General features: G+C 53.6%; 21 protein-coding genes. 12 read left to right on the forward strand and 9 right to left on the reverse strand.

The features are described 5' to 3' along the window. Window positions 1-157 precede the first annotated feature (157 nt). Genes ruvX through KTT_RS08415 form a run of 3 tightly spaced genes read left to right on the forward strand, consistent with a single transcriptional unit; the run spans window position 158 to window position 2,698 of the window. Window positions 158-631, forward strand: a complete 474-nt coding sequence (ruvX, locus tag KTT_RS08405) for a Holliday junction resolvase RuvX (protein ID WP_126595551.1) — start codon at window positions 158-160, stop codon at window positions 629-631. 20 nt (window positions 632-651) lie between these two features. Continuing rightward, on the forward strand, window positions 652-1,758 hold the full coding sequence (gene mltG, locus KTT_RS08410; protein ID WP_126595552.1) for an endolytic transglycosylase MltG: 1,107 nt from the start codon (window positions 652-654) through the stop codon (window positions 1,756-1,758). Between the two features lie 34 nt (window positions 1,759-1,792). Beyond that, entirely contained in the window at window positions 1,793-2,698 is a 906-nt protein-coding gene (locus tag KTT_RS08415; protein WP_126595553.1) for an undecaprenyl-diphosphate phosphatase, read from the forward strand. 67 nt (window positions 2,699-2,765) lie between these two features. Here KTT_RS08415 and KTT_RS08420 read toward each other — a convergent pair whose 3' ends face one another. Both KTT_RS08420 and fmt read right to left on the reverse strand, forming a co-directional pair. Continuing rightward, complete coding sequence (locus tag KTT_RS08420; protein WP_126595554.1) at window positions 2,766-4,040, reverse strand: MFS transporter; 1,275 nt, start codon at window positions 4,038-4,040, stop codon at window positions 2,766-2,768. Between the two features lie 428 nt (window positions 4,041-4,468). Then, window positions 4,469-5,446: a methionyl-tRNA formyltransferase gene (fmt, locus tag KTT_RS08425; protein ID WP_126595555.1), complete on the reverse strand. Its 978-nt coding sequence runs from the start codon at window positions 5,444-5,446 to the stop codon at window positions 4,469-4,471. Between the two features lie 371 nt (window positions 5,447-5,817). Here fmt and KTT_RS08430 point away from each other — a divergent pair, with 371 nt between their 5' ends. From KTT_RS08430 to KTT_RS08455, 6 genes are all read left to right on the forward strand, one after another. Continuing rightward, window positions 5,818-6,366 (forward strand): hypothetical protein, encoded by a 549-nt coding sequence (locus KTT_RS08430; protein ID WP_126595556.1) that lies wholly within the window; start codon window positions 5,818-5,820, stop codon window positions 6,364-6,366. 348 nt (window positions 6,367-6,714) lie between these two features. Then, the gene (locus KTT_RS08435) at window positions 6,715-8,787 is read left to right on the forward strand and encodes a tetratricopeptide repeat protein (RefSeq protein ID WP_160145739.1); all 2,073 of its coding nucleotides are present in this window, start codon (window positions 6,715-6,717) and stop codon (window positions 8,785-8,787) included. Between the two features lie 50 nt (window positions 8,788-8,837). Continuing rightward, a complete protein-coding gene (locus tag KTT_RS08440) occupies window positions 8,838-9,536 on the forward strand; it encodes a fused MFS/spermidine synthase (protein WP_126595558.1) in 699 nt (232 codons plus the stop codon). A 374-nt stretch (window positions 9,537-9,910) separates the two neighbouring features. Next, window positions 9,911-11,191: a M16 family metallopeptidase gene (locus KTT_RS08445; RefSeq protein ID WP_126595559.1), complete on the forward strand. Its 1,281-nt coding sequence runs from the start codon at window positions 9,911-9,913 to the stop codon at window positions 11,189-11,191. Window positions 11,192-11,620: 429 nt separating this feature from the next. After that, window positions 11,621-12,523 (forward strand): aldo/keto reductase, encoded by a 903-nt coding sequence (locus KTT_RS08450; protein ID WP_126595560.1) that lies wholly within the window; start codon window positions 11,621-11,623, stop codon window positions 12,521-12,523. A gap of 789 nt (window positions 12,524-13,312) precedes the next feature. Next, window positions 13,313-14,713: a glutamine synthetase family protein gene (locus tag KTT_RS08455; protein ID WP_126595561.1), complete on the forward strand. Its 1,401-nt coding sequence runs from the start codon at window positions 13,313-13,315 to the stop codon at window positions 14,711-14,713. A 172-nt stretch (window positions 14,714-14,885) separates the two neighbouring features. Here KTT_RS08455 and KTT_RS08460 read toward each other — a convergent pair whose 3' ends face one another. From KTT_RS08460 to KTT_RS08470, 3 genes are all read right to left on the reverse strand, one after another. Next, window positions 14,886-15,968 (reverse strand): glycosyltransferase, encoded by a 1,083-nt coding sequence (locus tag KTT_RS08460; RefSeq protein WP_160145740.1) that lies wholly within the window; start codon window positions 15,966-15,968, stop codon window positions 14,886-14,888. Window positions 15,969-15,979: 11 nt separating this feature from the next. After that, a complete protein-coding gene (locus tag KTT_RS08465; protein WP_126595563.1) occupies window positions 15,980-16,417 on the reverse strand; it encodes a 6-carboxytetrahydropterin synthase in 438 nt (145 codons plus the stop codon). A gap of 640 nt (window positions 16,418-17,057) precedes the next feature. Continuing rightward, entirely contained in the window at window positions 17,058-17,765 is a 708-nt protein-coding gene (locus KTT_RS08470; protein ID WP_160145741.1) for an SDR family NAD(P)-dependent oxidoreductase, read from the reverse strand. Between the two features lie 256 nt (window positions 17,766-18,021). Between KTT_RS08470 and KTT_RS08475 the strand changes: the two genes are divergently transcribed. Beyond that, window positions 18,022-19,284, forward strand: a complete 1,263-nt coding sequence (locus KTT_RS08475) for a DUF4388 domain-containing protein (RefSeq protein ID WP_160145742.1) — start codon at window positions 18,022-18,024, stop codon at window positions 19,282-19,284. 6 nt (window positions 19,285-19,290) lie between these two features. On the opposite strand, the gene KTT_RS08480 is transcribed toward KTT_RS08475, so the two are convergent. Both KTT_RS08480 and KTT_RS08485 read right to left on the reverse strand, forming a co-directional pair. Further along, a complete protein-coding gene (locus KTT_RS08480; protein WP_126595566.1) occupies window positions 19,291-21,081 on the reverse strand; it encodes an erythromycin esterase family protein in 1,791 nt (596 codons plus the stop codon). 189 nt (window positions 21,082-21,270) lie between these two features. Then, a complete protein-coding gene (locus KTT_RS08485; RefSeq protein ID WP_126595567.1) occupies window positions 21,271-22,758 on the reverse strand; it encodes an aldehyde dehydrogenase family protein in 1,488 nt (495 codons plus the stop codon). Window positions 22,759-23,081: 323 nt separating this feature from the next. Here KTT_RS08485 and KTT_RS08490 point away from each other — a divergent pair, with 323 nt between their 5' ends. Continuing rightward, a complete protein-coding gene (locus tag KTT_RS08490; RefSeq protein WP_126595568.1) occupies window positions 23,082-24,743 on the forward strand; it encodes a peptide ABC transporter substrate-binding protein in 1,662 nt (553 codons plus the stop codon). Window positions 24,744-24,889: 146 nt separating this feature from the next. Here KTT_RS08490 and KTT_RS08495 read toward each other — a convergent pair whose 3' ends face one another. Beyond that, entirely contained in the window at window positions 24,890-25,198 is a 309-nt protein-coding gene (locus KTT_RS08495) for a hypothetical protein (protein WP_126595569.1), read from the reverse strand. Between the two features lie 563 nt (window positions 25,199-25,761). On the opposite strand from KTT_RS08495, the gene KTT_RS08500 reads away from it, so the two are divergent. Then, complete coding sequence (locus tag KTT_RS08500; RefSeq protein WP_160145743.1) at window positions 25,762-26,079, forward strand: type II toxin-antitoxin system Phd/YefM family antitoxin; 318 nt, start codon at window positions 25,762-25,764, stop codon at window positions 26,077-26,079. 21 nt (window positions 26,080-26,100) lie between these two features. On the opposite strand, the gene KTT_RS08505 is transcribed toward KTT_RS08500, so the two are convergent. After that, window positions 26,101-26,586 carry a helix-turn-helix domain-containing protein gene (locus tag KTT_RS08505; RefSeq protein WP_126595571.1) on the reverse strand — a complete coding sequence of 162 codons (486 nt, stop codon included), beginning with the start codon at window positions 26,584-26,586 and terminating at the stop codon, window positions 26,101-26,103. Window positions 26,587-26,725: the final 139 nt, after the last annotated feature.

Genomic DNA, 26,725 nt, shown 5'->3' on the forward strand with positions numbered 1-26,725 from the left:
GCTTGGCTACAATGCAGTATGGTGGATGGATTGTGTCCAACGATATCACCGAAATAACATTCGGGAATCATCATAGCGGCCGATACATCTTGATAAAAGGATTATTTGCACAGCTCTAAATAACATAACAATCCAGGAGTGTCAGGAACATACTTATATGACTCGATTGATAGCTTTGGATGTCGGAGAGGCTCGCATAGGAGTTGCAACCGGCGATACCAACGGTTTTTTAGCATCTCCTTACAAGACCATTCATGTGACCCGCAACGAACAAAAGACCTGGGAAGCCATCCAAGAGCTCATCAATGAACTTGAGGCCGAGGGCCTTGTGGTAGGACTACCCATCAGCCTGGATGGAGAGATTCATGGGCAGGGACAAAGGATACAGGCCTTTGTTGAGCGCATGAAGCAGCATATCACGCTCCCAGTGACGTTCTGGGATGAACGGCTTTCAACGGTTGAGGCTCAGCGCCTCCTTACGCAACGTGGTCAGGATGGGAGGGAAAGGCATCAAAGACGTGATGGTGGGCGGCAACGTCCCCAGAGCAAGAAACGTCGGCGCGGTCATGAAATCGATGCATTAGCCGCGACAGTCATTCTTCAGGATTACCTGGATCACCTGGGTAAATAATCCATAAGGGGAACAAACGCATGAGACGACCTAGATCACGAGCAGCCCTTCTTTCAGTCCTCGTTGTAGGAGTGTTGATCTTTTTAGGGGTACTCTTTGTCTGGAATAATGTCACCGATATTTTTATGAAGCCCGTGAGCAGCAATCCGAACAATGTGACAGTTGATATCCAGCCGGGCGAGACGACGCCAGAAATCGCCAATGATTTACAGCGCAAAGGCCTCATCCGCAATGCCTTTGCCTTTACTATCTGGGCTCGCATCAAAGGTTTAGATACCAAGCTGGAAGCCGGTGTATATAAACAGCTCAGCCCGAATATGACCATCAGCAGCATCATTGACACGTTACAGAATGGCCGCCCGGACGCGATCCTGGTACTAGTCAAAGAGGGCAAGCGACTCGAAGAGATCGCCAACACCGTGTCGAATTCTAATCTGCCTAATTTCAGCAAGACGCAATTTTTGACCTACACCAAACATATCAATAAATTTCCTGATGCCGGCAAGTACCGCATTCTCAAGAGCGTTCCTGAAAATGGCAGTATGGAGGGGCTGCTCTTTCCTGATACTTATGAGCTCTCGCCAAAAGCTACGGCCCGGGATGTCATTAATGCTATGTTAACAGAGATGTCGGATAATATCGCTAAATATCATCTGGACCAGGCGGCTCAAAAGCATAATATGAAGCTATACGATTTTCTCACCCTTGCCTCAATCGTAGAACGTGAGGCCGGACCCCACGATGATAAGAGCAAGATTGCCAGCGTATACTGGAACCGCATCTATACCGCAAATGGTAAAGAGCAGACCGGCGGCGGCAGAATGCAGGCCGATCCCACCGTCCAATACGCGCGCGATACCGAGAATCCGCCAACCAAATATTGGCAGCCATTGGCTGATAGTGGCAGCAAAATCGCCCCTAACAGTCAATGGAACACCTACAATGTTACAGGCCTGCCACCTACGCCAATCTGTAGTCCGGGCCTGGACAGTCTGAAGGCTGCCGCCAATCCAGCCAATACGAACTATATTTTCTTCTTTGCGGCTAAAGATGATGGGAAAACCTATTTCCAGGCGACCCTGGATGAATTTAATGCAGAGATGGCTAAACATGGCGGCACTCGCTAAAGAGCGTTTCTATTAAAAGAGAGTTACTATAACTATGGATCTAATGCAGATTATTAAAACGGTTGTCCTGGCTCTGTTACAGGGTGTAACAGAGCTATTCCCCATCAGTAGCCTGGGACATACTGTTATCATTCCTAGTCTGGTGGGCTGGGGGGACCTTGCTGGAGGCACCGCCTGCGGTGGCAAGAGCTGTTTCTTGCCAGTGGTGGTAGCCCTGCACCTGGGCACCAGCCTGGCCTTGCTCATTTATTTCTGGCGCGACTGGCTCCAGGTTCTTAAAACCATAGGCAATGTCGCTGTCACCCGCAAGATTACGCGCGGCACCGAAGAATGGGTCAGTTGGCTCATTATCCTGGGAACCATCCCGGCCGGACTGCTGGGACTCCTGCTCAAAAATAAACTGGAAAACTTATTTTCAGAGCCACAGATCGTGGCCGCAGTCCTCTTCTTGAATGGCTCGGTTCTCTTCATCGGCGAGGCCATGCGGCGCCGCGCCGAGGCCAATCTCGCCTCACTGCCACCACGGGAACGCGAGGCGCATTTCCGCTCGCTCAAGACCCTCTCGATTAAAGAGGCCCTGCTGGTCGGATTGGCGCAGTCGCTGGCATTGATCCCAGGCTTCTCGCGCTCCGGCACCACCATTGTCGCCGGGCTGGGTGTACGCCTGACGCACGAAGACGCGGCCCGCTACTCATTCCTGCTCGGCACGCCGGTCATCCTGGCCGCCTCAGCGCTTGAGGTTCCTGTGCTCTTCCATCAGAGCCAGTTCCCGTTCTGGCTGATCATCCTCGGCATGGTAATCTCCGGGGTCGCTGCCTACTTGAGTACAGCCTTCCTGACCAGATACTTTGAAAAGGGACGCCTCGATCCCTTCGCCTACTATTGCTGGGCAGCCGGACTGATCACCCTGGTTCTATTTGCCTTTGTCCTGCACGTCTAAGCATAGCAGCAGCAAAAACGGCCATCCGACGTTTTTGACGCGGTGGCCGTTTTTGTTTGTGCTCTCACTAAGGGTATTGGCGCCTCCAGGGAGATAGCAACAGACAGAATGAAGCCAGAGTCATGCCGATGGCGCCGCATACCAGCGTCAGGCGGATGTCATGGATAAGCTGGCTAAACAACGCCGCCACGATCGCCCCCAGTGGACCGATCCCTTCCTGCAACAGGTGCATACATGAGTTGATCCTCCCCTGCAACACCTCCGGGACCGTGCTCTGCCGCCAGCTGATCTCGTTGACGATATAGATGGTCAGCGCGCAATCGCCCGTGAGTTGGGTCAGCATCAATATCGCGACAACGATCCAGGTGGGACCTGCGGCCAGGGCTGTAACCACAGCCATCACCCCAAACAGCAGCGTCGCACCAATCATAGATCGACCAGGACCAAAGCGGCGCGCGACCCTGATCGCCAGCCACGCCCCCAGCAGGTTGCCAACGCCTCCCATCATCACGACCAGTCCATAGCCGAGCAGCGATAGCCGCAGGGTACGCAACAGGTACAGCATATACAGGGTGGCAAAAGTGCCTCCACAGAAGTTAAAGAGGGCGGTATAGGCGGCGATGGCCCTCAACTTCGGCTGACCCAGCAAGAAGCGCAATCCGTCTCGCAGATCGTGCCAGATCGATGAACGCTCGGTGAGGGGCGCCACAGGATGTTCAGGAAACCTCAGGCGCCAGATACAGCACGCCGAGATAACAAAGGTACTGGCATCGATCAGCAGGGCCAGCGGAGCCCTGAGCAACTGCAAGAGCCATGAAGCAAACGGTGGGCCAGCGATCTCTGCCAGGGCGTCGCTAACACCCAGGCGACCATTGCCAACGATAAGATCATCTCCCTGTAACAGCGCGGGAAGCAGTGAGCGGAACGCCACCTCAAAGAAAATCGTGCAGACGCTAACGACCAGCGTCACCACGTACAGCGCCTCTATGCGCAGGACGCCAGACAGGTAGAGCAGCGGGATAGTACAGAGCAAAGCGGCCCGTCCCAGGTCCGCCAGCATCATTACCGGTCGACGCGGCAAACGATCGATCCAGACACCAGCAAACAGGCTGATCAACAAAACAGGTAGCGAATTGCAGGCCACCAGCAATCCTAACTGCAATGGGCTGGCCTGTAAAAACTGGATAGCAATCAGCGGCAGACCTGAAAGTGAAATGTATGAGCCGAACTTCGACAGCGTCTGACCACTCCATAGCAGACTAAACTGCGGCTGCCGCAGGAAAAATGAACGCCGACCTGAAGTGCTCCCCTCCGGCCGCGAGGCCAATGTCTCCTGATCCATATTCCTCTCCCAGAGAAATGCTTTTGGGCACAACAAAAAATTTTCCGCAGCGCGCGGAATACAGCAAAAGGGATAGTGTGCCGCAGGCACGCTTCTCAGCGGGTGAGGACATGCACTACTGCAGGGTCAGAAGCAAACGGACCCTGAGTATAATTGAGGTCTGCGTTATTAATCAAGAAGAGATTAATGTCTCACATGAGCGCGGCGGCACTTATGCGAGAACGATGAAGCTGGTACCCATCGGGGCACCTCCGATCTTTCGATATATGTATCTCTTCTATATTACCGGAAAATGCATATTTTTACAATCCTTAATCGGAGGCGAGCTCCAAACCTATGGGTATATGTGTGTGATGGAACAGGTGCGCGAATGCGCACCTGTTCCATCACACACATATCTCTCGCGGACGCGCGTGTGGGGGCGGTGGTTATGCTAATGTTTCGCCGGCGATGTTGGCGTAACCACGCAAAAATTCATCGGCCCCAAGGGCTTTTTTGCCTTCGAGCTGGAGCTGCTTGATCAGCAGGAGGCCCGATCCGGTGGTGACGACGAGTACTTTATGGCCAGCCTCTTCTCGGATGCTGACAGCGCCCGGTGTGGTCGCCACGGTTAATTCTACGTTGCTGAGTGGCTGGGCACTGATGATCTTTAGCAGTTTGCCACGCCAGTGCGTATAAGCACCGGGCCACGGCTGGTAGGCGCGTATTTTGCGGGCCAGCACCGCGGCGGGCCGTGTCCAATCGATCAGGCCATCTTCTTTGGTGAGCATGTGTGTATGGGTGGCACGCTCCTCATCCTGCGGCTCAGGGGTAATTTTGCGCTCAACCCACTGGGGAAGAACTTCGAGCAGAGCCCGAGCACCCAGTTCGGCCAGTTTGCCGGTCAGGCTGCCGGTGGTCTCCTCGGCATCGATGGAGACAGCGTACCTGGTCAGCACCGGACCGGTATCAATGCCCGCGTCCAGTAGCATGATAGATACCCCGCTCTCGTGATCACCCTGAATAATTGCTTCGGCGATCGGATCGGGGCCGCGATATCTGGGCAACAGCGAAGCATGAATGTTCAGGGTGCCATAACGAGGCTGATCCAGCACCTTCTGCGGCAGAATCTGTCCAAAGGCCGCCACAATATACAGATCCGCCTTGTATTCCGCCAACGCATCGCTATTAGCCTGCTTCTTAAAAGAACCCGGCTGCCAGACAGGAATCTCATGCGCCATTGCCGTCTGCTTCACCGGTGAATAGACTACGCCACGCCCGCGACCGGCGGGCTTATCTGGACGCGTTATCACCGTCACTATCTCATAACCCTCCGGCAGAACCTCGCCCGCTGCCCTCCCTTTAATCAAAGCCTCCAGGGCCGGAACCGCGAAATGCGGCGTCCCCATATAGATAATTCGTAACATACAAGTGTCCCCCTCTACATCAGTAAACATCTTCGCGCAGCATACATGCAATCGCTTTTTCGAGTATACATTTTTTGATACGAAAGAGCATCCCTCAAAATTCATATTCTAACGCATGCAAACAATAGGCGAATGATCTTTTATCGGCCTGAGTGGTGGGTTTAACCACTTTCCAACTATCTTTATAACTCACACATTACCGTATTCTTGCTCTTATGGCGCAAGGGCTCAACATGGACATAAGTCACATAATATACCTGTACAACTTTTCTTTTTGGTATATACTCTCTAATATGCATCGCATTCTTCAAACTCAATAATCTAGTGGAGCGTCGTTTTTCGCCCGGTACATCATAGATAAGGAGATCGCTATGTCCTGGTCATCACCCCAAGAAGCCATCATTCAGCATATTCCACGTTCTCAAGCCTTACATGAAGCCATCTTTGGGCCTGCCAGCACGAGCATCCTACCTGAAACGATCCAGTTCCTCAAGGCCCATTCTGTTGCTCACTATCAGATGCATGTTATTCAATATGAAAACCAGGCGCACGAGCAATGGTTAGAGACACTGCTTGTACAGGAAGACGCCGGTCACCAATGGGAAGTCCTGGGAAGCACCGTCATGGTTGACGAGTGGAATCCACTACGAGAAGTCCCCTCAAATATTACTTCTCAACCACAATTGCAGTTGGTCTGGGAACAACTGCCCTCCGGTCCATTCTGGGCACGAGGAAAAGTCATCCAGAACGGTTCAGAGATTTCACACGTGCACCTGCAGGATGCCGCCGGGCATCACTTCGAGGATACAGTTACTAATGGCATTGTACTTTTCGCGCATGATAACAAGATCCAGTTCCCCTTGCTGGTGCAGTTCTATAACCAGCTTGACCAGCTCGTAGGCCAGGAAACGCTCCAATAGAAACATATTTTTCACGGAGTCGGCGGTATGGTGGTGGACGCGCAGGTGCGCGTCCACCACCATACCGCCGACTCCGTGGATGAGAGAATGGTGTGATAACACTGATCCTCTGCTTCATTCACGACAGTGAAAGAAGGACTTTCAGGCTATTTTGATACCAGGGGGCACAATTCGGTTATGCTATAGGTGCATTGTAGTGTTTATCAGAAGGAGTTGTTCATGCACCAGGGGGATCAACAAGGCAGAGGTACCTCTAACCAATCTTTGGCCCCACTGCCTTCAACCAATTATAATACGGTGCTTTCACCGACACCGATACCAGTTGAAACAGTTCAGAAGGAGCCGAAGATGCTCACCTTTGATCTGAACGCGACCACTCCGCCACTGATCGATCCCCAGATGACGATGCAGCGTACTGACGAGATCAATACAGTTCAACAAATGTTCAGTGATGCGCAAACCAGCGCGGTTATGTTAATTGGTACACCTGGTACCGGCAAATCAACGCTGGCGGCCTTGCTCTTTCGCCGCCTGCAGATGGCCAGGAATAATGGTATGCCGGCACCTAAATACCTCGTCTGGCTGACCATCGGGACATATACGACGCTGCCAAACATCATCGCGGCTATTCTGGCGGGCATAGGAATGCCGGATGAGGGGCTCTTTTTGCTCAAACCAGAGCAGCAAGTCTCAGCACTGCTACGCGCCCTGCGCCGCCCCTCGGAAACCGCATTGATCGTGCTGGATCAGTTTGAACTACTTCTCCATCCTGAGACCAATCAGGGAGTAGCAGGACGCGGCGCGCTTCCACTCTTTCTGGATATGCTGCAAACCGACCTGGGCTTCAGCCGCATCCTGCTGACCAGCTATCATTCTCCCTACGATGAAAATAAGATCAGCAACCCACGTGTGCGCTCTTACCTGGTCACGCGCATCAGTCTGCCTGAAGGGGTTGCATTACTCCAGCAGCGAGGTGTCCATGGCACCCCTGAAGAGATCTCATTTGTCTGGCAGCGCTGCGCCGGACATGCCTATACACTGGTGCTCTGCAGCGCGTTAATCCATCTTAGTGGCATCTCCCTCAACCAGCTGCTAAACGCGCCCGAGTACCGACCATTGTGGGCGGGCGATGTCATCACCAACTTGATTATCGCCATCCACTACTTTCTCAATCCAACCCAGAATGCCGTCATCCATGCCCTCAGCCTCTTTCATGAGCCGGTTCCGCAGGAAGGCATCTTTATGACTATCACCGGCGATACCATCGAGTCTCAACAACGGCAGGGACAAGAACATATCATTACAGCCTTTGAGCGGGAGCTCCAGACTTTGACTTGCGTGGGAGTCATCCAGCTGGTCGCGAATAAAAATAACACGCCAACCTTTGCGCTGCATCCACTGCTGCGCCAGTATATACTGGAGCATTTCATGCAAGATATCAGCCGCGAGGGTCAAAATAGCAAGGTGCCGCCGTGGCCCGGCAAACATGCGAAGGAACCCAGCCCCGAACAGAGCGAACAACAACAAAACGCCTTGATCGCCGGGCATGTCCAGGTAGCGGCGTATTATGAGCACATGATCCACCGGTTGTGCCCTCCGCGCAAACAACGCACCAGCCTGCAAGATATCAAAGCCATTATTACTACGCTCCGCCATCTCTGCCTGGGACACCGCTGGCAGCATGCCTGCGATCTACTGTTCCAGGAAGGTCTGCACGAGAGTATGGTGCAGTGGGGCGCATGGAATACATTGATCGGTCTGTATACCGCGATGCTACCTCCCTTTGGTACATTGAAACCACAGGACGAAGGAATAGTCGCCAGTCATGTAGGCACACTCTATGGACGCATTGGTGAGTATCAACAGAGCAAGGTCTATTTTGACCAGGCACTGGCCTTGCAACGGCACCACAACGATCAACACGGGGAGGCCGTTACGCTGACCAATCAGGGAGAACTGTTGCGCATCCGTGGCGAGCACCAGCAGGCACGCCGGAACTTTGAACACGCGCTCCAGCTCATGCAGGTGCAGCCCGATCTACAGCTCAAAAGCGTTGCCATGCATAATCTGGGCCTGCTCTCGCAGCAAGAGCGGGACTACACCCAGGCTTATAACAACTACGTTGATGCGCTCAAACTGGCCGCACAGTTGCGCAATCAACAGTATACCGGAATGATTCTCACCAATCTCGGCATGCTGCTCTATGAACAGCGCCAGCCAAAGGAGGCGCTGGCGGTAATCTTCGCGGCGCTGCAGATGCGCCTGTCGCTACACGATCCCACAGCCTCCCTGCTGGAGCGCTTCCTGGTCGCCATTGAGCAAAAGATGGGGTCGGAGAAATACACCCGGCTCTGCTCAGAAGCATTGGATATACAACCGGAGGTACTCTCTCGCTTTGTAGCACCAGATATGCGACAATAAAACCAGACAATACCTGATTATCCATTGGAGACGAAAGAGGATTTCATCGCATGGCCACTACTACAGGCCCACAAGAAAAGCAAGCCGCCTCGGAACATATTGAGGCTACTCTACCTGCCTCCTTCCAGGGCTGGCTGCTTCTCCTATTGGTCTTTCTCGCTGGAGCGGCATCGCTTTCCGTAGAGATGGCCGCCTCGCGGCTGCTATCACCCTACTTTGGCGATTCGTTATTTGTATGGGCCAGTATCATTGGTCTTATCCTGCTCTATCTGACAGTCGGTTATTACGTCGGGGGACTACTAGCGGACCGCTACCCACGCCCGGTCTACCTCTACTATATTACGGGAGTAGCCTCGCTACTGATCCTGCTAATTCCACTGATCTCAGGACCCGTATTAAGCTGGGCGCAATTGACCTTTGCCCCATATGATGTGGGAGTACTCTACGGCTCACTGCTTACCGTCATCATCCTGTTTGCGCTGCCAACTATCCTGCTGGGATGCGTCTCACCATACTCTATTCGCATTCGCATTCAGCAGGTGGGCAGCGCCGGTCGCGTCTCCGGCCAACTCTACGCGATTTCGACAGCGGGCAGTATCCTGGGCACATTTCTGCCTGTACTGGTCTTGCTACCCTACCTGGGGGTCAGGCTCACCTTCCTGAGCACCGGACTCGTGCTCTTGATCATCTCGGTGATAGGCATACTCAGCACCAGCAGCCAGGCAGCCCGGGCGCCGCAGCAAACCTAATCCCCTTCGACCAGATAGAGGGTACACAGATATCTATTAATATTAGTACAGCAGGAGCGCAGATGCGCTCCTGCTGTACTAATATTAATAAACGAGTGCGGACGCCAGTGCGGGGACGCGAATGCGCCCCCGATGCACCATCTCACAAACAACCTCTGCGCGCCTGAGGTGCCTGAATATCTATTTATATTGGTGCAGCGAATGCGCACTCGCTGCACCAATACAAAAAAACGAGTGCGGCCGCGTATGCGGACGCCAGTGTGGGGCAAGACATGCAACAGAGTATTTAAAACATTTTGCCATCCCCTTGTGATATACTAACCATGTTTCCATGTGCGGCCTCCGCTCCTGTCTAAGAAAGGATGTCCCGATAGATGAGTGACCAACAGGGGTTACCACCCAACTATTTCTACCACACATTGCCCAATGGCATTGAACTTATAGGTCAATATATGCCCAGTCTGAGCTCGATCAGCTTTGGCTTCCAACTGGATGCAGCCGTCGTCCACGAGCCTGAAGAGAAGCAGGGGCTTGCTCATCTCTTTGAGTATATGCTCTTTCAGGGCACAAAAACGAAAGATGCACGCGCGCTCAATGAGGCCTTCGAATCGTTAGGGGCACGCAAAGGGGCCAGCACCAGCCTGGAGACAGCCATGGTGTGGGGGCAGATCGTCAATACCAAATTTGACGCTACCCTGGATCTTTTCCATGATGTCCTGCTCAACTCGACCTTTCCTAACAGCGAATTAGAGCAGATGCGCAATCTGGTTCTGCAGGAGATTCGCCGCCGCGACGACGAGCCGATGAGCCGCATCTTTGAACTGGTGCGCGCCAATTTCTATAAGGGGACCGCGCTTAGTCGCCTGGTGCTGGGAACAGACGAACAGGTGCGCCAGTTGAAGCGGCAGGATCTACGCGACTTCTGGCAGGCCCGCTATCAACCCAACAATGTGCTCTTCTCCATCGCGGGCAAATTTGATTGGGACCACGTCGTAGAACGCATGCAGGGTCTCTTTGGCAACTGGCAGGGGGAGGCGGCACCTTCGCCCGAGCAGGAGCCGCATCCCACTCAAAGCGTTTCATTGGAGTTTCGCGAGGGCAAACAGGAACATATCGGCATGATGGTGCCCTTCCCCAACTATACCGACCAGGACTACTACGCAGCCATGGTGGCGGCCGAGGTGCTCGGAGGCTCAATGGCATCCCGCCTCTTCGTAGAGGTCCGTGAGAAGCGCGGCCTGGTCTATAGTGTATCCGCTGGCCTGTCGGGCAATAAGCATATCGGCGCCCTGCGTGTCTATGCAGGGACCACGCCCGAACAGGGACGCGAATGCCTGGAAGTTATCGTCAACGAACTGCGCAAGCTTGAGAAGGATGGCATTACCGCCGACGAACTGGAGCGCGCCAAGGTACAATTGAAGAGCGAAAACGTAATGCGGGGTGAGGGCTCGGGATCGCGCATGAGCGCCATCCTCCGCTCCTGGTGGTACGAACGCCAGCTCAAAACCATTCAAGAGATCAAAGATGCCATCGACGCGGTCACCCAGGAACAGGTCTTGAGCATGTTGCAGCGCTACTCGCCAGTCCATCCGCTGACAGTCGCGGCCATTGGGCCCCTCTCCCAGGAAGAGCTTGTCGGCAACACCCTGTCCTGAGAAGCGAAATGACGCTGCGCCATCACTTGAAACTATTCACAACCTCGGCCCGTTAACATAACAGAAGCATGAAATCATGTAAGAGCACCCCCTCTGGGGCGGGTGCTCTTACTTTTATGGCGTGGAATGCTTACAGACCATCTTCCCCTTTAACAAGTGCTTGAAGGCGATAGGTTTCGCGCCTGCGGCCCCTGACTTTACGCGCCTACGGCGCTCATCGTGTTTTTAGTAGTTGGTGCAACGCAGGTGGGTGCATTCGCACCCACCTGCGTTGCACCAACTACTAAAAACGTGCTTTAAAAAGTGAGGTGTGTTATGGTGTTGTGTTGTACATGCGCCAGGCGCATGTACAACACAACACCATAACACACCTCATAAAAACCAGGTGGCAATGTTGTTTTATTAGCAGAAGGCAAAGGAGAGTTTCACGTGGAACGGCGACAGTTTGGTAAAACAGATATGCAGGTCAGTGTGCTGGGATTTGGTGGTTCAGAAATCGGATCGGGTAAGACAGTGGCGGAAGTGGACGAGATTTTACGTAGCGCCCTCGACGCGGGCTTAAATGTGATCGATACGGCCGCGTGCTATGGTGATAGCGAGGAGCTCATTGGCCGCGCGGTCTCCACTCGTCGGGACGACTACTATCTGTTCACCAAGTGCGGCCATGCTTCGGGCGAGGGCCTGGAGGATTTCGAGGACTGGGATCCCCGCACCATCGAGGCCAGCATCGATCGCAGCCTGCAACGGCTGCGAACCGACCATGTGGATCTGCTGCAGATCCATACCTGTCCTCTGGAAGTGCTGCGTCAGGGCGAGATTATTAACGTCCTGCAAAAAGCCAAACGCATGGGCAAGACGCGCTACATCGGCTATAGTGGCACCAATGAAAACGCCCGCTACGCCATTCGCACCGACGCCTTCGATACGCTGCAGACCTCGCTCAACATCGCCGACCAGCAGACAATCGATTTCACGATCCCGATGGCCGTCGAGCGCAACATGGGCATAATCGCCAAGCGACCGATCGCTAACGCGGCCTGGACCGATCCAAATATCGACAAAAACGCATATGGATATTCCTACTGGGAGCGCCTGCAGCAGCTTAAATATGACTTCCTGCAGAGCGGACCCGCCACGGCACTGGCGATGGCTCTGCGTTTTACCCTGAGTACGCCGGGCGTGCATACCGCCATCGTGGGCACCACCAATCCGACGCGCTATGCTCAAAACGCCGCTTTGATCTCCGCCGGAGACCTCTCAGACGAAGAATACCAGGAGATTCGCGCCATCTGGGAGCAGCGAGCCGACCAGCACTGGCTGGGACTCGAATAACCCCCATCACATTCACCCTTGCGGGCGGCATCTATGTCGCCCGCGAGAATAGCAGAAGCATTGCGGCCAGGTACAGAGCCGCTGCGCGGCAGTAGCCCGCAAGGGGCAATACTTTCAACATAACGCGCTGGCGCCCCTTTGAGGGGGAGATAATATCGTTGGTGGAACGTGCGCGCCCGGGCACGGGGCCGCTTCGCGGCAAGCGCCCGCAAGGGGCGCACCTACGGTGGTCTTTCCTCTGGACCTTTATTTCCCCCTTTGTTCACTTACATTGCGAATGTGTCTTATCCTCATGCTCATCGCCTGCGGTCTGCATGAAATTTCGCATCATGGGTTCAATCACCCATAGTATAGTAGTGCAAAAGGGGCGCCGCGGCGCCCCTTTTGCACTACTATACTAAATCAACGCGGCCGCGTAGCGGACGCGCGTGCGGAGGCTATCAAGAGTCACCAGAGAGATGGGAGTAAGACCCTTTCTGAAAACAACCAGCAAAAAAAGGCCTCAAAAAAACCTCTCTTCTCGGCGTTGATGCTATACAATGTAGGTAGATCGTTATAAGTAGTGCTTACTCTCTTGCAAAGGTCACTGGCAGGCAAGCGGCGACTGGTATACCTACTTCCAACCAGCAGCTGGCTTGCGTATAATGAAGATACGAAAAAAGTAGATGTGACAACCACCAGGGGTCATCTTCTCCTTTTGAGATAAAGGGAAAAAGCATCTGGTCATCAGCGAGATGTCAAAGTAGACGCTAATACTAGAACAGCAATGGCGCGAAGGAGCAAAAGAGCATGGCAGACAAACGTGGAGACCATAACAGCTTTGAGCAGGTCATGGCCACCATTAAAAACGAACGCATCCGTTTTGTGAATCTGGAATTTACCGATGTGGTAGGGGTCGCCAAATGCGTGACAATTCCAGTGGAGCAGTTTGCCGATTGTGTGCGGCACGGCAAGTGGTTTGACGGTTCCGCGCTTGAAAATATAGCCCGCGTGGCCGAAAGCGACATGTATCTGTATCCGGACCTCTCAACCTTTACTGCATTGCCGGGTACGGTACGTCCCGCTCCAACCATTGATACGCGCCTGCAGGACTCTCAGGACGATGGAGAGGTGGTGGCACGCGTCATCTGTGATATACGCGAACCCGATGGGGAACGCTTCGAAGGGGATCCGCGGGCAGCACTGCTGGGGGCCATTGAAGAGGCGCGCTCTATGGGCTTCAAGTACCAAGTGGCCCCCGAATTAGAGTTTTTCCTGCTTCAGGTCAAAGATAAAAAGCCGGTTCCCCTACAAGACGATCCCGGTAGCTACTTTGACCTCTCAACCAAATTTACGGTAACCATTCGCAGCGAGATGGTGCATGCCCTGCAGAGCATGGGCATTAAAATTGAGAGCAGCCATCACGAGGTGGCACCGGGCCAGCATGAGATCGACTTTGAGAGCGGCGATGCCCTGCGTATGGCCGATAGCTTGATGACCGCCAAGTACGTCATCAAGGCCATCGCTTCGCAGCATAACCTGTACGCTACCTTCCTGCCAAAACCCTTTTACCGCACCAACGGCTCCGGCCTGCATATTCACCAGCAATTAATCAGTACCGATACGGGTAAGAATGTCTTTGTCGATGAGCACGCGGAATATGGGCTCTCCGAAATCGGGCGTGGATTTATCGCGGGCCAGCTGGCGCATGCCCGTTCAATGTGCGCCATCCTGGCTCCCCTGGTCAATTCATATAAACGCCTGGTGCGCGGTTATGAAGCGCCCGTGCTCGTCAACTGGGGACGCGTCAATCGCCAGGCTTTGATCCGCGTACCGCGCCCCGGCACAGATCCGCAGACATCGATGCGCATCGAGTTGCGCTGCAGCGATCCCAGCTGCAATCCTCACCTGGCGCTGGCCGTCATGCTACGCGCTGGCCTGGATGGAATCCAACGGAAGATGACCCTGCCCCCGGCCATGGATGAGAATATTTTTCTGCAGGACGAGGGCGAGCGTCTGCGTCCCCGGGCCCGCCTGCTGCCCGCGACGCTGGGCGAGGCACTGGATGGGATGCGCGAAGATACTTTGATCCGTGATGTGCTGGGCGATACCATCTATGAAGGGTTTATCGATGCCAAAAGCATCGAGTGGACTGAATATCGCCAGCAGGTTCATAACTGGGAGATTGAGCGCTATCTTCCTGTTTTTTAAGGGTGGGGGGCGCCAGTGCAGCGGTTCGCGCCTTCGGCCATGACAATACGCGCCTGCGGCGCTCACATAAAAATAATAAGCAAAACAGGCGTCAAGGTAGTGCTGGAGCAATGCTCCAGCACTACCTTGACGCCTGTTTTGCTTATTATTATAACAATATGCTGATGATGAATCAGCGGATCAAGCGTTGATAGACGGCTTCATGTGCATCGAGCATGTGCTGCAGGGAAAATTTCGCTTTGACATGGGCGCGACAGCCTTCACGCGATAACGCCCAGAGTCGTTGGACTGCCCGGGCGGCTCGGACACAATCGCCGGAGGGAATTAAGAAGCCGGTCTGCCCGTCCCGAATGATTTCTGGCATGGCACCGCGCTGGAAGGCGATAACCGGCGTACCGGCCGCCATAGCCTCGACAGGTGTCAGGCCAAAGGGTTCATCCCAGGCGATGGGAAACAACAGTCCCTGGACCTCGCTCATCAGCTTCCAGAGCGTGATGTGGTCCAATTGACCCACATAGGTAAATTGCTCTGGCTTGCGCGCGATGCGTGGCAGGATACGCTCTTCATGATAGCGGCGATCGTAGATGCCGCCAGCCACAATCAGGCGTCGTTCGGCGATCTCGGCGATCTCGATCGCCTGCTCCACGCCTTTCTCCGGGGTAATGCGCCCGGCAAATAAGAGTGGCGCGTCAGGAGCAACTCGATCAGAGAAAGGGACCGCCTCGATATCCAGTCCGTTGTAGATAACATGATCGAAGGTGCAGTAGTCCGCGTAGTCGCGGGCGCATGCCTGCGAAACAGTCAACAGATTTACTGGATGCTGCTGGCGCTCCAATACGCTCAATACGCTGTTGATTTCGGGCGAGATGGCGGGCAGGTGGACGGTATGCAGGACTGGGATGGTTGTGATCAATGTACTACAGGCAAAGCTGGGCCAGTCGAAGGCATGGGCGTGAATGAGATCAAATTCCCCAGCCCGCTGGCGCAGTTGCAGGTAGAGCTCCAGAAAAACGTTGGCCTGGGCCATAAACCCTGGATCGAGTGATTGCTCTTTGCCCGGATCTGCGAAGCTTGATGGCGTGACATGCTCGGGTACCGTCACCGGCTCAATATGAATCCCCGGCACAGACGAACCCTCACGCGCGAACAGCGTCACCTGGTGTCCACGCTGCGCCATACCTATAGCTAGATCGGCCACCATGGCCTGCGACCCGCCCAGAAATGGTTGAGAGATCGGCGTAACCAGGGGTGCCACCAGTGCTATCCTCATGGCAGTCTCGCTTCCAGTACATCCGCGCGCTCCCCACGATAGCTGGCGCTATTATTCTCGGTCTCATGCAAGGTAACTTCATAAAGTAAGCCAGGGGGAAACTCCTGCTCCAACCGTTCCCAAAACTTGATCACCAGTAATTCGGCGGTTGGGATCACCCCTTCCAACCAGGGCACATCATGATTGAGGTGCTTATGATCCACCCAATCCACCACCTGCTCATTGGTGATACGCTTCATATCGGTCAGATTCATGACCATCCCTGTCTTCGGATCTGGCTGTCCATAGACCGTCACTTCCAGGATATAGTTATGCCCATGACCATTGGGATTGGCACATTTATCGTAAATTTGATAATTCTCTTCGTCTGATAGTTGATTGCTCCATAAGCGATGCGCCGCGCTGAAAGTAACACGCCGGGTCAGATAGGCCATGTCAGTATCCTCTTTCTCTCTATTTTCCAATCTCTATGATAGCGAGTTGTTCACGTGTTTTTAAAGTCAGGACAGGCTGACCATACCGTAATTTACAAGATTGCAAAGCATCTATTTATTCCCTGTACACTGACTAGGCACTGCCTCTCAGGAGTCATTTTGTGAGTTGGTGCGTCCCTGGTGCACCAGGGTATCATTCATTTTTTGCAAAAAGAAACCGCGAGCAGAAAAAAGAGATGAACACGTAGGTGTCGGGTTTGCCCCGACTTTGTCGCGAAGCGACCGGCTCCCGGGCGTGCATGTCCACCAAAGGTGATATCGTTCCCTGCGAGCGTCGATCAACACAAGCGCATACCATCCATTGATTCATCCTTTTCTGGGAACGCGTCTATGAAGCTGGAGCAAGCCCAGCACCTACGTGGGCATTTCTGTTTTTTCGGTGCTCTCCTTTTGCAAAGGATGACGGTCACCCGTTGTGCCAACACACAAAATGGCTCCTGATTTAGTGTTCTCCACTATTTGACGTCTGATAAGTTCAGACGGAATACTCAACAATTTGTATCCGTGGCCAGCATTCCCGCGCCAGTTGGCCTGGCAGGCGCCAGCTATCCTCCCTATAAGCTGGCGCACGTCAACAGGCTTAAGCGTTGGTGAACAGCTCGATGTTGCTGCCGCTGAACATACGGCCGCTGTCAGCGGCCAGGTAGACGAGGATCTCAGCCAGTTCGTCGGCGGTCATGCCCGCCTTGAGATGTGGCGCGGCCTGGCGCAGCATCTCGGTATCCACCGCGCCAGGACTGACCGCGCAGACACGGATGTTATGCGGCTTCCCCTCAACGGCCAGGATCTCAGTCAGCCCTGCCACACCAGACTTTGAGACATTATAGGCGCTCATGCCGGGGAATTTCTCAACTCCTTTGACCCCCGAGAGGGATGAAAGGTTGATGATTACGCCCTGGTGTTGCGCCATCATCAGACGAAAGGCCTCCCGACAACAAAGAAAGGTGCCACGCAGGTTGATGTTGATCACCTGGTCCCAGGTGGCCGTATCCATATCTGGAAATGGCTTCACAGCTACAATGGCGGCGCAGTTGATTAACACATCCAGGCGTCCATATGTCGATTGGATATGCTGAAAGACGGTCTGCACATCCTCTTCACTTGAGACATCCCCACTAAAGGCCAGCGCGTGACCACCACTACCTGTGATCTCCGCCACAGCCTCGTCCAGTTGCGTCCCGGTGCGGCTGAACAGGATCACCCGGGCTCCAGCCCGGGCCAGTAAACGGGCGGTCGCGCGCCCAACTCCACGGCCAGCACCAGTAATTAAAGCGACTTTATCTTTCATATTCATCATACTAAATTATAGCAGCCAGCCATGGTAAAAAGTATATATAAATATATGTTTATATATCAAGGTGAGCCATATGTCAGCAACTTGTTGAATAAGGTAAGGCTCTGATATAATGCAGAGCATGGGCGCGTCGATGGAGAACATGTAATGCGCAAATTACAGATGTTCAAAGGTGCCTCGACAGACGCTTTCTATATATTTCACGGCAAGCAATACGATCAAGCGCACCATCTGGCGTATGGGGGAGAGAATGAATACAGACACCGTCCTGTCTGGTAATCTGAATGACTTTGGCCTGGTAGAAATTCTACAGATTGTAGAGCTTGGCAGCATGACGGGCGCGATTCATCTCAAACAGAGTACCGGGCGCATAGGTATCCTTTATTTTAACGAAGGAAAGCTGGCCAATGCAGCAGAATTGGACCCCGGAGCGCTGGCATTGGGCGATGTTTTGCAGCAGTTGGGAATGACAACCTACCATCATATTGAAGAGGCCTACGCCCAGCAACTTCAGGATCCCCTGGGCAAGCGTATCGGTGAACGCCTGGTGATGATGAAAGTCATCACAGAGCAGCAGTTACACGAGGCCCTGCGTACCAAAACATTATGGACGGCCCGCGAGCTCTCGCTGTGGAGTGATGGCCAGTATGAGTTTATCGCCAGCCCCAATGTGCAGAAGCTACTCCCCTACGGCGAGGCCTCGCTGGATATTGAAGTGGTGCGAGCGACCATGGAGATGGTGCGCTATAGCGATGAATGGCAGGAACTCATCAAAGTACTTCCACAGGGTATGCGCACCCAGCTTCAGCTATCACCATCCATCGCTTATGCCATGCGCTTTGATATTCGCAGTCTGGAGCTCTTCACGCATGTGAACCTCTATCGACGCGTGCGGCGCATCGCCAGTGCGTTACGCCGACCCGAACTGGATGTGGCGCGCGACCTGGGACAACTCGCGCAGCAGCGCTTTATCTATCCTGTACACCAGGAAACGCAGCACCTTAACGGACTCAAAGTTCGCCTGCCTGATCCAGCTGAAAAGCTGCGCCTGGAGAACTTCGAGTTACTCAACCTGATTAGCCGTATGGAGCAGGAGTGGGAGACAAAAAACACGCCAACCGAACAGCTGTCAACGCTGGTGATCTTCATTAACTGGACCATGGATGCGCTGGCCGAGACCTGTCGGGCCAACGGGGTTGAACTCGATCCACGCACCCTGCATACGCTGATGATCAATGAGAATCTCTGGCATATGGGTAGCTATGAGTTCCGCGTCGACCATAATCATATCGACGTCGAGAATTTCACGGCTCTCTGTCATGAAATCCTCAACGGCGACATTAAGAAGGCAGCCGGTTTCTATGATGAAGCGTCCATGGTGCTTCAACGTTTGCTCAGCTGCATCTTTGAGATGATCAATGGACGCGTCGCCAATCCCCTTGAGCGCATTGAGAACCAGGCGGTCTGGGAGGCGATGTTTGATCAGTTTGCCCTCCAACGTGGAGATGCTTGATCCGCATCAATACGATATATCGGTGGTTGGCACGTTGGTAGAGACGCTTTCTAGCTCCACATCGTCAAACCAGAGCTGACCACGTCCAGAGAGGTAGAGACCAAAGACGATCTGCGTACTGTCTTCGGGCACATCCAGTACGACCTCATAACGCTTCCAATCGTTGCTACCTGTGATGGGCCGATCGTACATCCCATCAAAACGCAGGGAGCCACCAGGACCCTCGATACGCATCCAGAGGCCGGCCGCACTCTTCACCTGCTTCGCCATGATGTATGCGGATAGACGAATGCGCTGATTATGATAGGCAGTCGCCCCGATCAGCTGGTGAAGCGTGCTAAAGACCAGCGGGTCCTCTTCCAGTGACTTCAGGTAGGCGCAGGCATCGCCGCTATGGGCCTGCGTGGTCTCGACTCCACATTCATGGCCCCGGGGTGTGTTATAGAGCCAGTAGGCCAGTCCCGCCGCAAAGTTGCCGTTTCTTGGCCGTGTCGAAATCAAGGTGTGGATCTTTGGCGTCTCTCCGGTCTGTAAGTGGCTGTTATGGATGAGCCGGGAGGGGGTGGAATCATTCAGGTAGAATATAAAATCAAACTCGTAGGCCAGCTCAATCAGCGACCAGTACGAGGAATCTTGCTCAGGCGCGTACATGGCGCCAATCGCGCGGTAGAGATGAGACTGCAACAACCAGGCACTACGCGTCTCGCTATCGGGGAATCCTTGCAGGTCAATCATCATGCGCGGCAAGCCAACGGCATGAAAGGCGTATTCATAGCTATCCCTCGGCGGCAATCCCACTGGCAAGGACAGTGGAACGCGGGGATGCAGGCGATGCAGCGCGTTACAGCTTCCCTGGTAAAAGAGCATGGCGATCGTTAAGAAGTCCTCCTGATAATGTTCGCTCAGATAGGTCCCCATAAATCTACGCTGCTCGTTGCCTAGCGGGGCGGCCGCGTGCCCATTGTGGGTCCAGATAAACATTTTAGCGTCCGGACCCGCCTGGTCGGCGTGCCAGATGGCGTTCTCCGCCATAAAGCAGTCACGCAATTCATAGTTGAAGGAAGCAAACATCTCTTCGGCCTGAATGACGATGCGGGCACCATGTAGCGCGTATTCGAACTCGCGGGCGGAGGAGAGCCGTTCGTAGATGGGGCGGCGCTGGTTGAGCAGATCGTAGACACGCTGCAGTTGCAGTTGGCAGGTCTGTTTAACCTGTGCCGTCTCTTCGCTGTAGCGTCCTGGCTGGTCCGCGTACTCCCAGAAGGTGCCGTAGAGCTCGTGCATCTCCTCAACCGAGTCAGGATCAACCTGCTGTACGAAGTTCAATACGTTCTGCATTGCCAGGTCATAGGACTGCATGTCGATACCGCAAAACTGTATGGCAGGAGCGCTGCCACGTCGCTCATTGTACGCACGCATCCATAGGATAATATCTAGCATCTCCTGCGTCTTCCAGGTCCAAAAGCGCAAACCGTCCAGCAGACGGAGTGGGTCGCCATGCCCATAGCAGACAAACTCATTGATGCGCTGAGCCTCAACCCAGCCTTCCTCAATGGCAAACAGGGTAAAACCCTTCTCTTGAACCAGGAGCTCCAGGAGCCGATGTTTTAATGTAAAAAACTCATGTGTGCCATGAGTTGCCTCACCACATGCCAAAATACGAGCACTACCTACAAAATCCATAAATGGTTTAAGGTCACGCGTATCCCCTCCAGGCTGTGTGCTGCTGAAAGGTTTCGCGTATCCCTTTAACCAGTTAATCACCTCTTCCAACTCCGTAACGTGCTGTTCTTGCATATTCCCCTCCCTAATCCTTCACATCTACAGTCCCTATATTATATACGAGCAACGGGTGCTATTTGTTGTATTTATACTTTTGGGTATATTTTTACATCAAATTATACAAGAATTAAAGAATATAAGACATAAGCAGAGAAGGATGGCAGCTGAGCTGCCATCCTTCTCTGCTTATGCAACAACTTATGTTTAGTGTTTGCGTGGCGGGTAGGAGATGAAGACGCTTTTGAGCTCGCAGAATTCGTTGACGGAGTCGGGTCCCAGTTCGCGGTGACCGTTGCCGCTGCCTTTCATGCCACCGAAGGGAAGGTGAATTTCCGAACCGGTGGTACCGGCATTGATATAGACCAGGCCTGATTCGATATCTCTCATGGCTCTGAATGCCAGGCGCGCGTCTTCGGTGAAGATGCCTGTGGAGAGGCCGTATTCGGTTGAGTTGGCGACGCTGATGGCTTGTTCGTAGGAGTCAACTGGGATAAGGGAGAGGAAGGGGCCAAAAACCTCTTCTTGCGCGATGCGCATGTCGGGGGATACGTCGCCGAAGATGGTGGGCTGATAAAAAGCTCCCTCCTGATAGGAGTCCTGGGTGAGCGTGGCGCCTCCGGTCAGCAGACGCGCGCCTTCTTGCTTGCCGATCTGTGTGTAGGCATCGACGGCTTTGACGCGTCCCCGGTTGACCAGCGGTCCTACTTCGGTCTGGGCGTCCAGGCCATCACCAACGCGCAGGCGCTCGGCCGCTGCCACAAGCCGGTCCACCAGCTGGTTATAAGCAGCGCGATGAACGATGACACGACTGGTCGCGGTACAGCGCTGTCCGGTGGTACCAAAGGCGCCCAGCGTGATGTTGTTGGCAGCCAGGTCCAGATCGGCATCGTCCATGATGATCACGGCATTTTTGCCGCCCAGTTCCAGGGCGCAGCGCCGCAAATCTCGGCCACAGAGTTCAGCTACGCGCCGCCCGACCTCATTTGATCCGGTAAGCGAGATCATATTGATCTTCTTGTGGCTGACCAGGGCATCGCCAAGGGTGCCACCAGAACCCGTGATGACATTAAAAACACCGTCGGGCAGTCCAGCTTCCTGTAAGATCTCAGCCAGTTTCAGGGTCAGCAAAGGGGTATCGCTGGCAGGCTTGAGGATCACAGCATTGCCAGCCAGGAGAGCGGGAAAGGTCTTCCAGGCAGGAATAGCCAGAGGAAAGTTCCAGGGGGTGATGATGCCGACGATGCCCATCGGCTGGCGAATCGTCAGGCAGAACTTGTCAGGCAAGGCGGAGGGGACCGTCTCGCCTTCGGCGCGGCGTCCTTCGCCCGCGACAAATTTGGCTACGTCGATGGCGGTCTGAACGTCGCCGCGTGTCTCACGCAGAATCTTGCCCATCTCACGCGTCATCAGGTTGGAGAGTTCATCGTGACGCTGCTCTAACAGTAGAGCGGTGCGCAAGAGGATGTCGCCGCGCACGGGCGCTGGTGTAGCGGCCCAGCCGCGCTGTGCCTTTACCGCCGCCTCAACCGCGGCCTCCAGATCAGTGGCATCTGACAGCTGATAGTGTCCGATCACCTCCTGTGTATGGGCCGGATTTGTACTGGCAAATGTTTCACCGCTATGTGAAGGTCGCCATTGTCCCCCAATGAAATTCTGGTAGACGGGGGATGCGGTCGAGGATGTCTGTACCATAAATAGATATCTCCTGTCGGCTATGATGTATCGATGCTCTTCGTTGAACGAGGTGTCGATGATGAAAATATGTTTACACATATTATATCAGAGCCAGGGCTCTCACTAGAGGAGGAAGTGCATTGGAAAAGTAGGGGATGGGCTGACCACCCATCCCCTACTTTTCCAATGCACCCTCTTCCTTTATTAACCATCAAGAGCAACTGGCCTGATTAAGGAATATTTGTTGAGTAGCAATTGTTTCTTCTAGCGAGGATTTTATCCCTGTTCTTTTCTTTTTTTGGGAGATAGCATCCCACTCAGTCAGAAAGAGAGTTCTCAATATGGTCAATTGCCCTCCGCATGCCCGGCTTAAGGATGCGCCGCGAGCAACGCTGCCATTCATATTTTTGAGTCTGCTCCTGGTAGTGCTGGCCGCCTGCGGTGGCGGCAATACCTCCACAACTCCTTCAAGTTCACAAAAGTCAAATATGGCTCAGCAGCAGGTGCTGAATTTTCCGAATGTCGGCATTAACGACCTGGCAGTGTTAGATCCAGCCCAGGGGCCGGATGGTAATTCGGCCCAGGCTGTCAATATGATTTATAGTGGGCTGGTCAAAAACGATCAAAATCTGAAAACAGTGCCGGACCAGGCCACGTGGCAGATCTCCGGCGATCAGAAGGTCTATACCTTTAAGATCAAACCGAATGTCGCGTTCTCTGATGGAACGCCGGTGACGGCACAAACCTATGTGTATACCTGGACCCGGTCTCTGCTGCAGGAGACCGCTTCCCCGATCGCTTCGTTCTTCATGGCTCCAATTCAGGGTGCTGATGCCGTAGCGAACAATAAGACGAAAATCCTGACCGGCGTCAAAGCCGTCGATGATCATACCTTGCAGGTAACTCTGACTCACCCCACACCTTACTTCTTAAGTGAGCTAAGCAATTCACTCTTCTTTCCCCTCAATCAGAAGGTGATTGAACAGTACGGCAAACAGTGGACTCAGCATGCAGCCGGAAGTGGATTGGGCACGGGACCTTTCATGGTAAAGGATTGGCAGCATAGCAAAAAAATGGTGCTGGTTCCCAATCCCCACTACTATGGCAACAAGCCGAAATTGACCCAGGTCAACATGCTCTTTGTCGTCAATCCCGCCACTGCCTTGCAGACCTACCTGGCTGGTCAGTATGACTTTATGTGGAACATTCCGGCGGAACAGCAGGTAACTGTCAAAGATAAGCCAGGCTTTGTACGTAAGCCGCTGCTGCAGAGCAATCTGCTCTTCTTTGATAACACAAAAGAGCCGTTTAACAAGGCAGCTGTGCGCCAGGCCTTTGCCTACGCCACCGACAAACAGACCCTGGTGAAGGATGTCTTTAAAGACGCGGTCACGGTCGCCCAGACCATCATTCCTCCAGGTATGCCCGGCTACCAGCCCGATTACAAGGGCCTGCCATACGATGCCACTAAAGCAAAGTCGCTGCTCCAATCGGCCTATCCCGATCTCAAAAAGGTGCCGAAGATCACCTTTTCGTATCCCAGCTCACAGGTATCAGCCAACGAGGCCGCCGTGCTGCAGAGCATGTGGCAGAACGCGCTCGGCATCCAGGTCAAGCTTGATCCGGTGGAGTTGAGCGCCTATAATGATCGCACCTCTAAACACGAGGTGCAGTTTGGCTTCACGCAATGGGGCGCCGACTTTCCAGATCCTTATGACTGGCTGACCCTGAATCTAACCAGCAACGCCTCCAACAACAATGGTCAGTGGAGCAATGCACAGTTTGATCAAACCGTAAAAAAGGCGGAGCAGACCAACGATCAAAACGAACGCATCAAGCTCTATAATCAGGCGGAACAGATCGCCATCAGCGATGTAGGCTGGCTGCCAATTGATCACCAGACCCTGGCTGCCATTATCCCTAGTTGGATTCATGGACTGTCCATGAGCGGCAACGGCCTCTACTTTGGTGATTGGTCGGATGTCTATATACTGCAGCATTAAATGCCGCGCCGGGGCAAGCCCAATGCTGGGGCAAGCCCAGCATCTACGGAAAGATCATAAGACAAATAAAAACGCAGCTCGCATGGTTGCCGTCAGGCGGTAGCCATGCGAGCTGCGTTTTTGGGCGCATCTCCCCGAAAAGCGTGCTAGACGCTTTCGATGGTAGGCCCCTCGGTGGAGGTCGTGGGTGGAGGTGTTGTCGGGGTCTCCTGTGTAGCGGCAGGCTGATCGGCATAATCGCCATCCTGGGCTGGACGCTTAAACACATAATACGCGGAGTTAGCAGTCAGAGGTTGATTGCTGGACAGTTCCCAGCCCTCACGACCGATGCTATCGAAGTAACGCCGTACAAAAGCGCTACGGCGCTCATTATTCCCAATCAACGTCTCCACGCCCTCGCAAGAGATACGCCCTCGATAATCGACGTATACGACTTTATATGCCCATTGTCCCATTGTTGCGCACTCCTCCTTTCCAAGAATTGTTTTTCTTGCACTCTAGTTCTGGTGTGGCTGAGTCATCCATCGGTCTGGCTCCATCGATACTATATCCGATAGCATCCCCAGCCACTACATTTCTGCGCGATGCTAACCTGTCACGCCTCGCCCGCAGACAGATAGCATGTCACCAGTAGCTGAGCTGAATGATCATAACGTAACCGGGTTCCACAATCAGCACGCTATTTCTCACTGGGGACCATCCCGATGGTTCCTCTGCACAGTCGTAGTATACCCACACGGCGCGATGGTGACACCGCTATTTCCGCCAGTCTTTCAAACCGGAGAAACTACCTGCTCGCTACCTGTCTATTTCTACAGGTAGGCAGGGTGAAAAAAAAACGCCATCCTAAACGTTACATTCTATACAAGAATGCGTTTTACCATAGATAAGGCGGAATATCTCACTATTTTTATAATGGTGGATCATTCTATTGTCAAACAGCCGACCATCCAATACAGTAAAACAGATCAGAGCATATATGTACCGATGCAGGGCAACTTACACGAAGGGGAGTATCATGTCCGAACGCCATTTGTCGTTATCCGAGGCCCAAAAGCAACTGGCAGATTTGCCGCGGCTCTTTCAGGAGATTGAAGAACCAATTATTATCACGCAAGACGACGAAGAGGTAATGGCTATTTGTTCTATGAAGAGCTATATGCAGCTACGCGAAACGATTGCCTCCCTCAATCAGACGCTGCAGATTCTTCATGATGAAAAATTTATGGCATCGTTTCGCCTATCCCAGCGTGGCATGAAAGGGGATCCCCTGGTCTCTCTGGAGCAACTCAGGCGTGAGCTTGGCTGGGAAGATGAGAACCTGGAATCGAAATGATGGGCATCTTCTCCATGCCCATCATGCCTGATCAGCCTCGCGCCGCTGCGCATCTTCGATCAAACCGATCAGAAATTGTAGCTTCTTGATGGAATGTTCAGCGTTGCGCTTGTTGCGTTCATAGCCATCGGGCGCCAGCTGCTGAAACCAGAAACGAATATCGTCCTCTGAAATGTCATACCACTTGGCATCGGCCTGCAGGCGCAGATAGACACGCATCTGCGGATCTTGCTTTTTGCGCGCGGGCCGGGCCGGGCTCGCCTCCTCGGCGGTCTCCTGCTCGTCCTCTGCTACCGCTTGAGCCATCTCGGCCGTTGGATGCAACTCGTTGTACAGCGCCTCCACATCGCCCGCGCGGAAAAAGACATCGCGCCCAACACCCCGATGGGTTTTTATGCGCCCCTCTTTTACCCATAGATCCAGCGTCACCCGATCAACACCCAGGCGACGCGCGGCATCGCCCGCGTCAACAAATGCAAAGCGTCCACTCCCTGGCTTACCAACCATTGTACCAATCCTCCTTCAGGCTTTTTACAATCTTTTCCCTGTATTATAGCCCACAACGGCACCACTTTGCGGTGGCCTACATCACGCACCGCAAGAATTTAATACTTTTTATACAGAGATGTGCCTGTACAATGACATA

Origin of the sequence: Dictyobacter aurantiacus, from assembly GCF_003967515.1 — a bacterium.
GTDB classification, from domain to species: Bacteria; Chloroflexota; Ktedonobacteria; order Ktedonobacterales; family Ktedonobacteraceae; genus Dictyobacter; species Dictyobacter aurantiacus.

Excerpts from the sequence above, each read along its gene's own strand:
- KTT_RS08440 (WP_126595558.1), top strand. The coding sequence starts at position 8,838 with ATGGCCACTACTACAGGCCCACAAGAAAAGCAAGCCGCCTCGGAACAT.
- KTT_RS08505 (WP_126595571.1), bottom strand. The coding sequence starts at position 26,586 with ATGGTTGGTAAGCCAGGGAGTGGACGCTTTGCATTTGTTGACGCGGGC.
- KTT_RS08470 (WP_160145741.1), bottom strand. The coding sequence starts at position 17,765 with ATGAAAGATAAAGTCGCTTTAATTACTGGTGCTGGCCGTGGAGTTGGG.
- ruvX (WP_126595551.1), top strand. The coding sequence starts at position 158 with ATGACTCGATTGATAGCTTTGGATGTCGGAGAGGCTCGCATAGGAGTT.
- KTT_RS08485 (WP_126595567.1), bottom strand. The coding sequence starts at position 22,758 with ATGGTACAGACATCCTCGACCGCATCCCCCGTCTACCAGAATTTCATT.
- KTT_RS08435 (WP_160145739.1), top strand. The coding sequence starts at position 6,715 with ATGCTCACCTTTGATCTGAACGCGACCACTCCGCCACTGATCGATCCC.
- KTT_RS08465 (WP_126595563.1), bottom strand. The coding sequence starts at position 16,417 with ATGGCCTATCTGACCCGGCGTGTTACTTTCAGCGCGGCGCATCGCTTA.
- KTT_RS08415 (WP_126595553.1), top strand. The coding sequence starts at position 1,793 with ATGGATCTAATGCAGATTATTAAAACGGTTGTCCTGGCTCTGTTACAG.
- KTT_RS08475 (WP_160145742.1), top strand. The coding sequence starts at position 18,022 with ATGAATACAGACACCGTCCTGTCTGGTAATCTGAATGACTTTGGCCTG.
- KTT_RS08455 (WP_126595561.1), top strand. The coding sequence starts at position 13,313 with ATGGCAGACAAACGTGGAGACCATAACAGCTTTGAGCAGGTCATGGCC.
- KTT_RS08500 (WP_160145743.1), top strand. The coding sequence starts at position 25,762 with ATGTCCGAACGCCATTTGTCGTTATCCGAGGCCCAAAAGCAACTGGCA.
- mltG (WP_126595552.1), top strand. The coding sequence starts at position 652 with ATGAGACGACCTAGATCACGAGCAGCCCTTCTTTCAGTCCTCGTTGTA.
- KTT_RS08430 (WP_126595556.1), top strand. The coding sequence starts at position 5,818 with ATGTCCTGGTCATCACCCCAAGAAGCCATCATTCAGCATATTCCACGT.
- KTT_RS08480 (WP_126595566.1), bottom strand. The coding sequence starts at position 21,081 with ATGCAAGAACAGCACGTTACGGAGTTGGAAGAGGTGATTAACTGGTTA.
- fmt (WP_126595555.1), bottom strand. The coding sequence starts at position 5,446 with ATGTTACGAATTATCTATATGGGGACGCCGCATTTCGCGGTTCCGGCC.
- KTT_RS08495 (WP_126595569.1), bottom strand. The coding sequence starts at position 25,198 with ATGGGACAATGGGCATATAAAGTCGTATACGTCGATTATCGAGGGCGT.
- KTT_RS08490 (WP_126595568.1), top strand. The coding sequence starts at position 23,082 with ATGGTCAATTGCCCTCCGCATGCCCGGCTTAAGGATGCGCCGCGAGCA.
- KTT_RS08420 (WP_126595554.1), bottom strand. The coding sequence starts at position 4,040 with ATGGATCAGGAGACATTGGCCTCGCGGCCGGAGGGGAGCACTTCAGGT.
- KTT_RS08445 (WP_126595559.1), top strand. The coding sequence starts at position 9,911 with ATGAGTGACCAACAGGGGTTACCACCCAACTATTTCTACCACACATTG.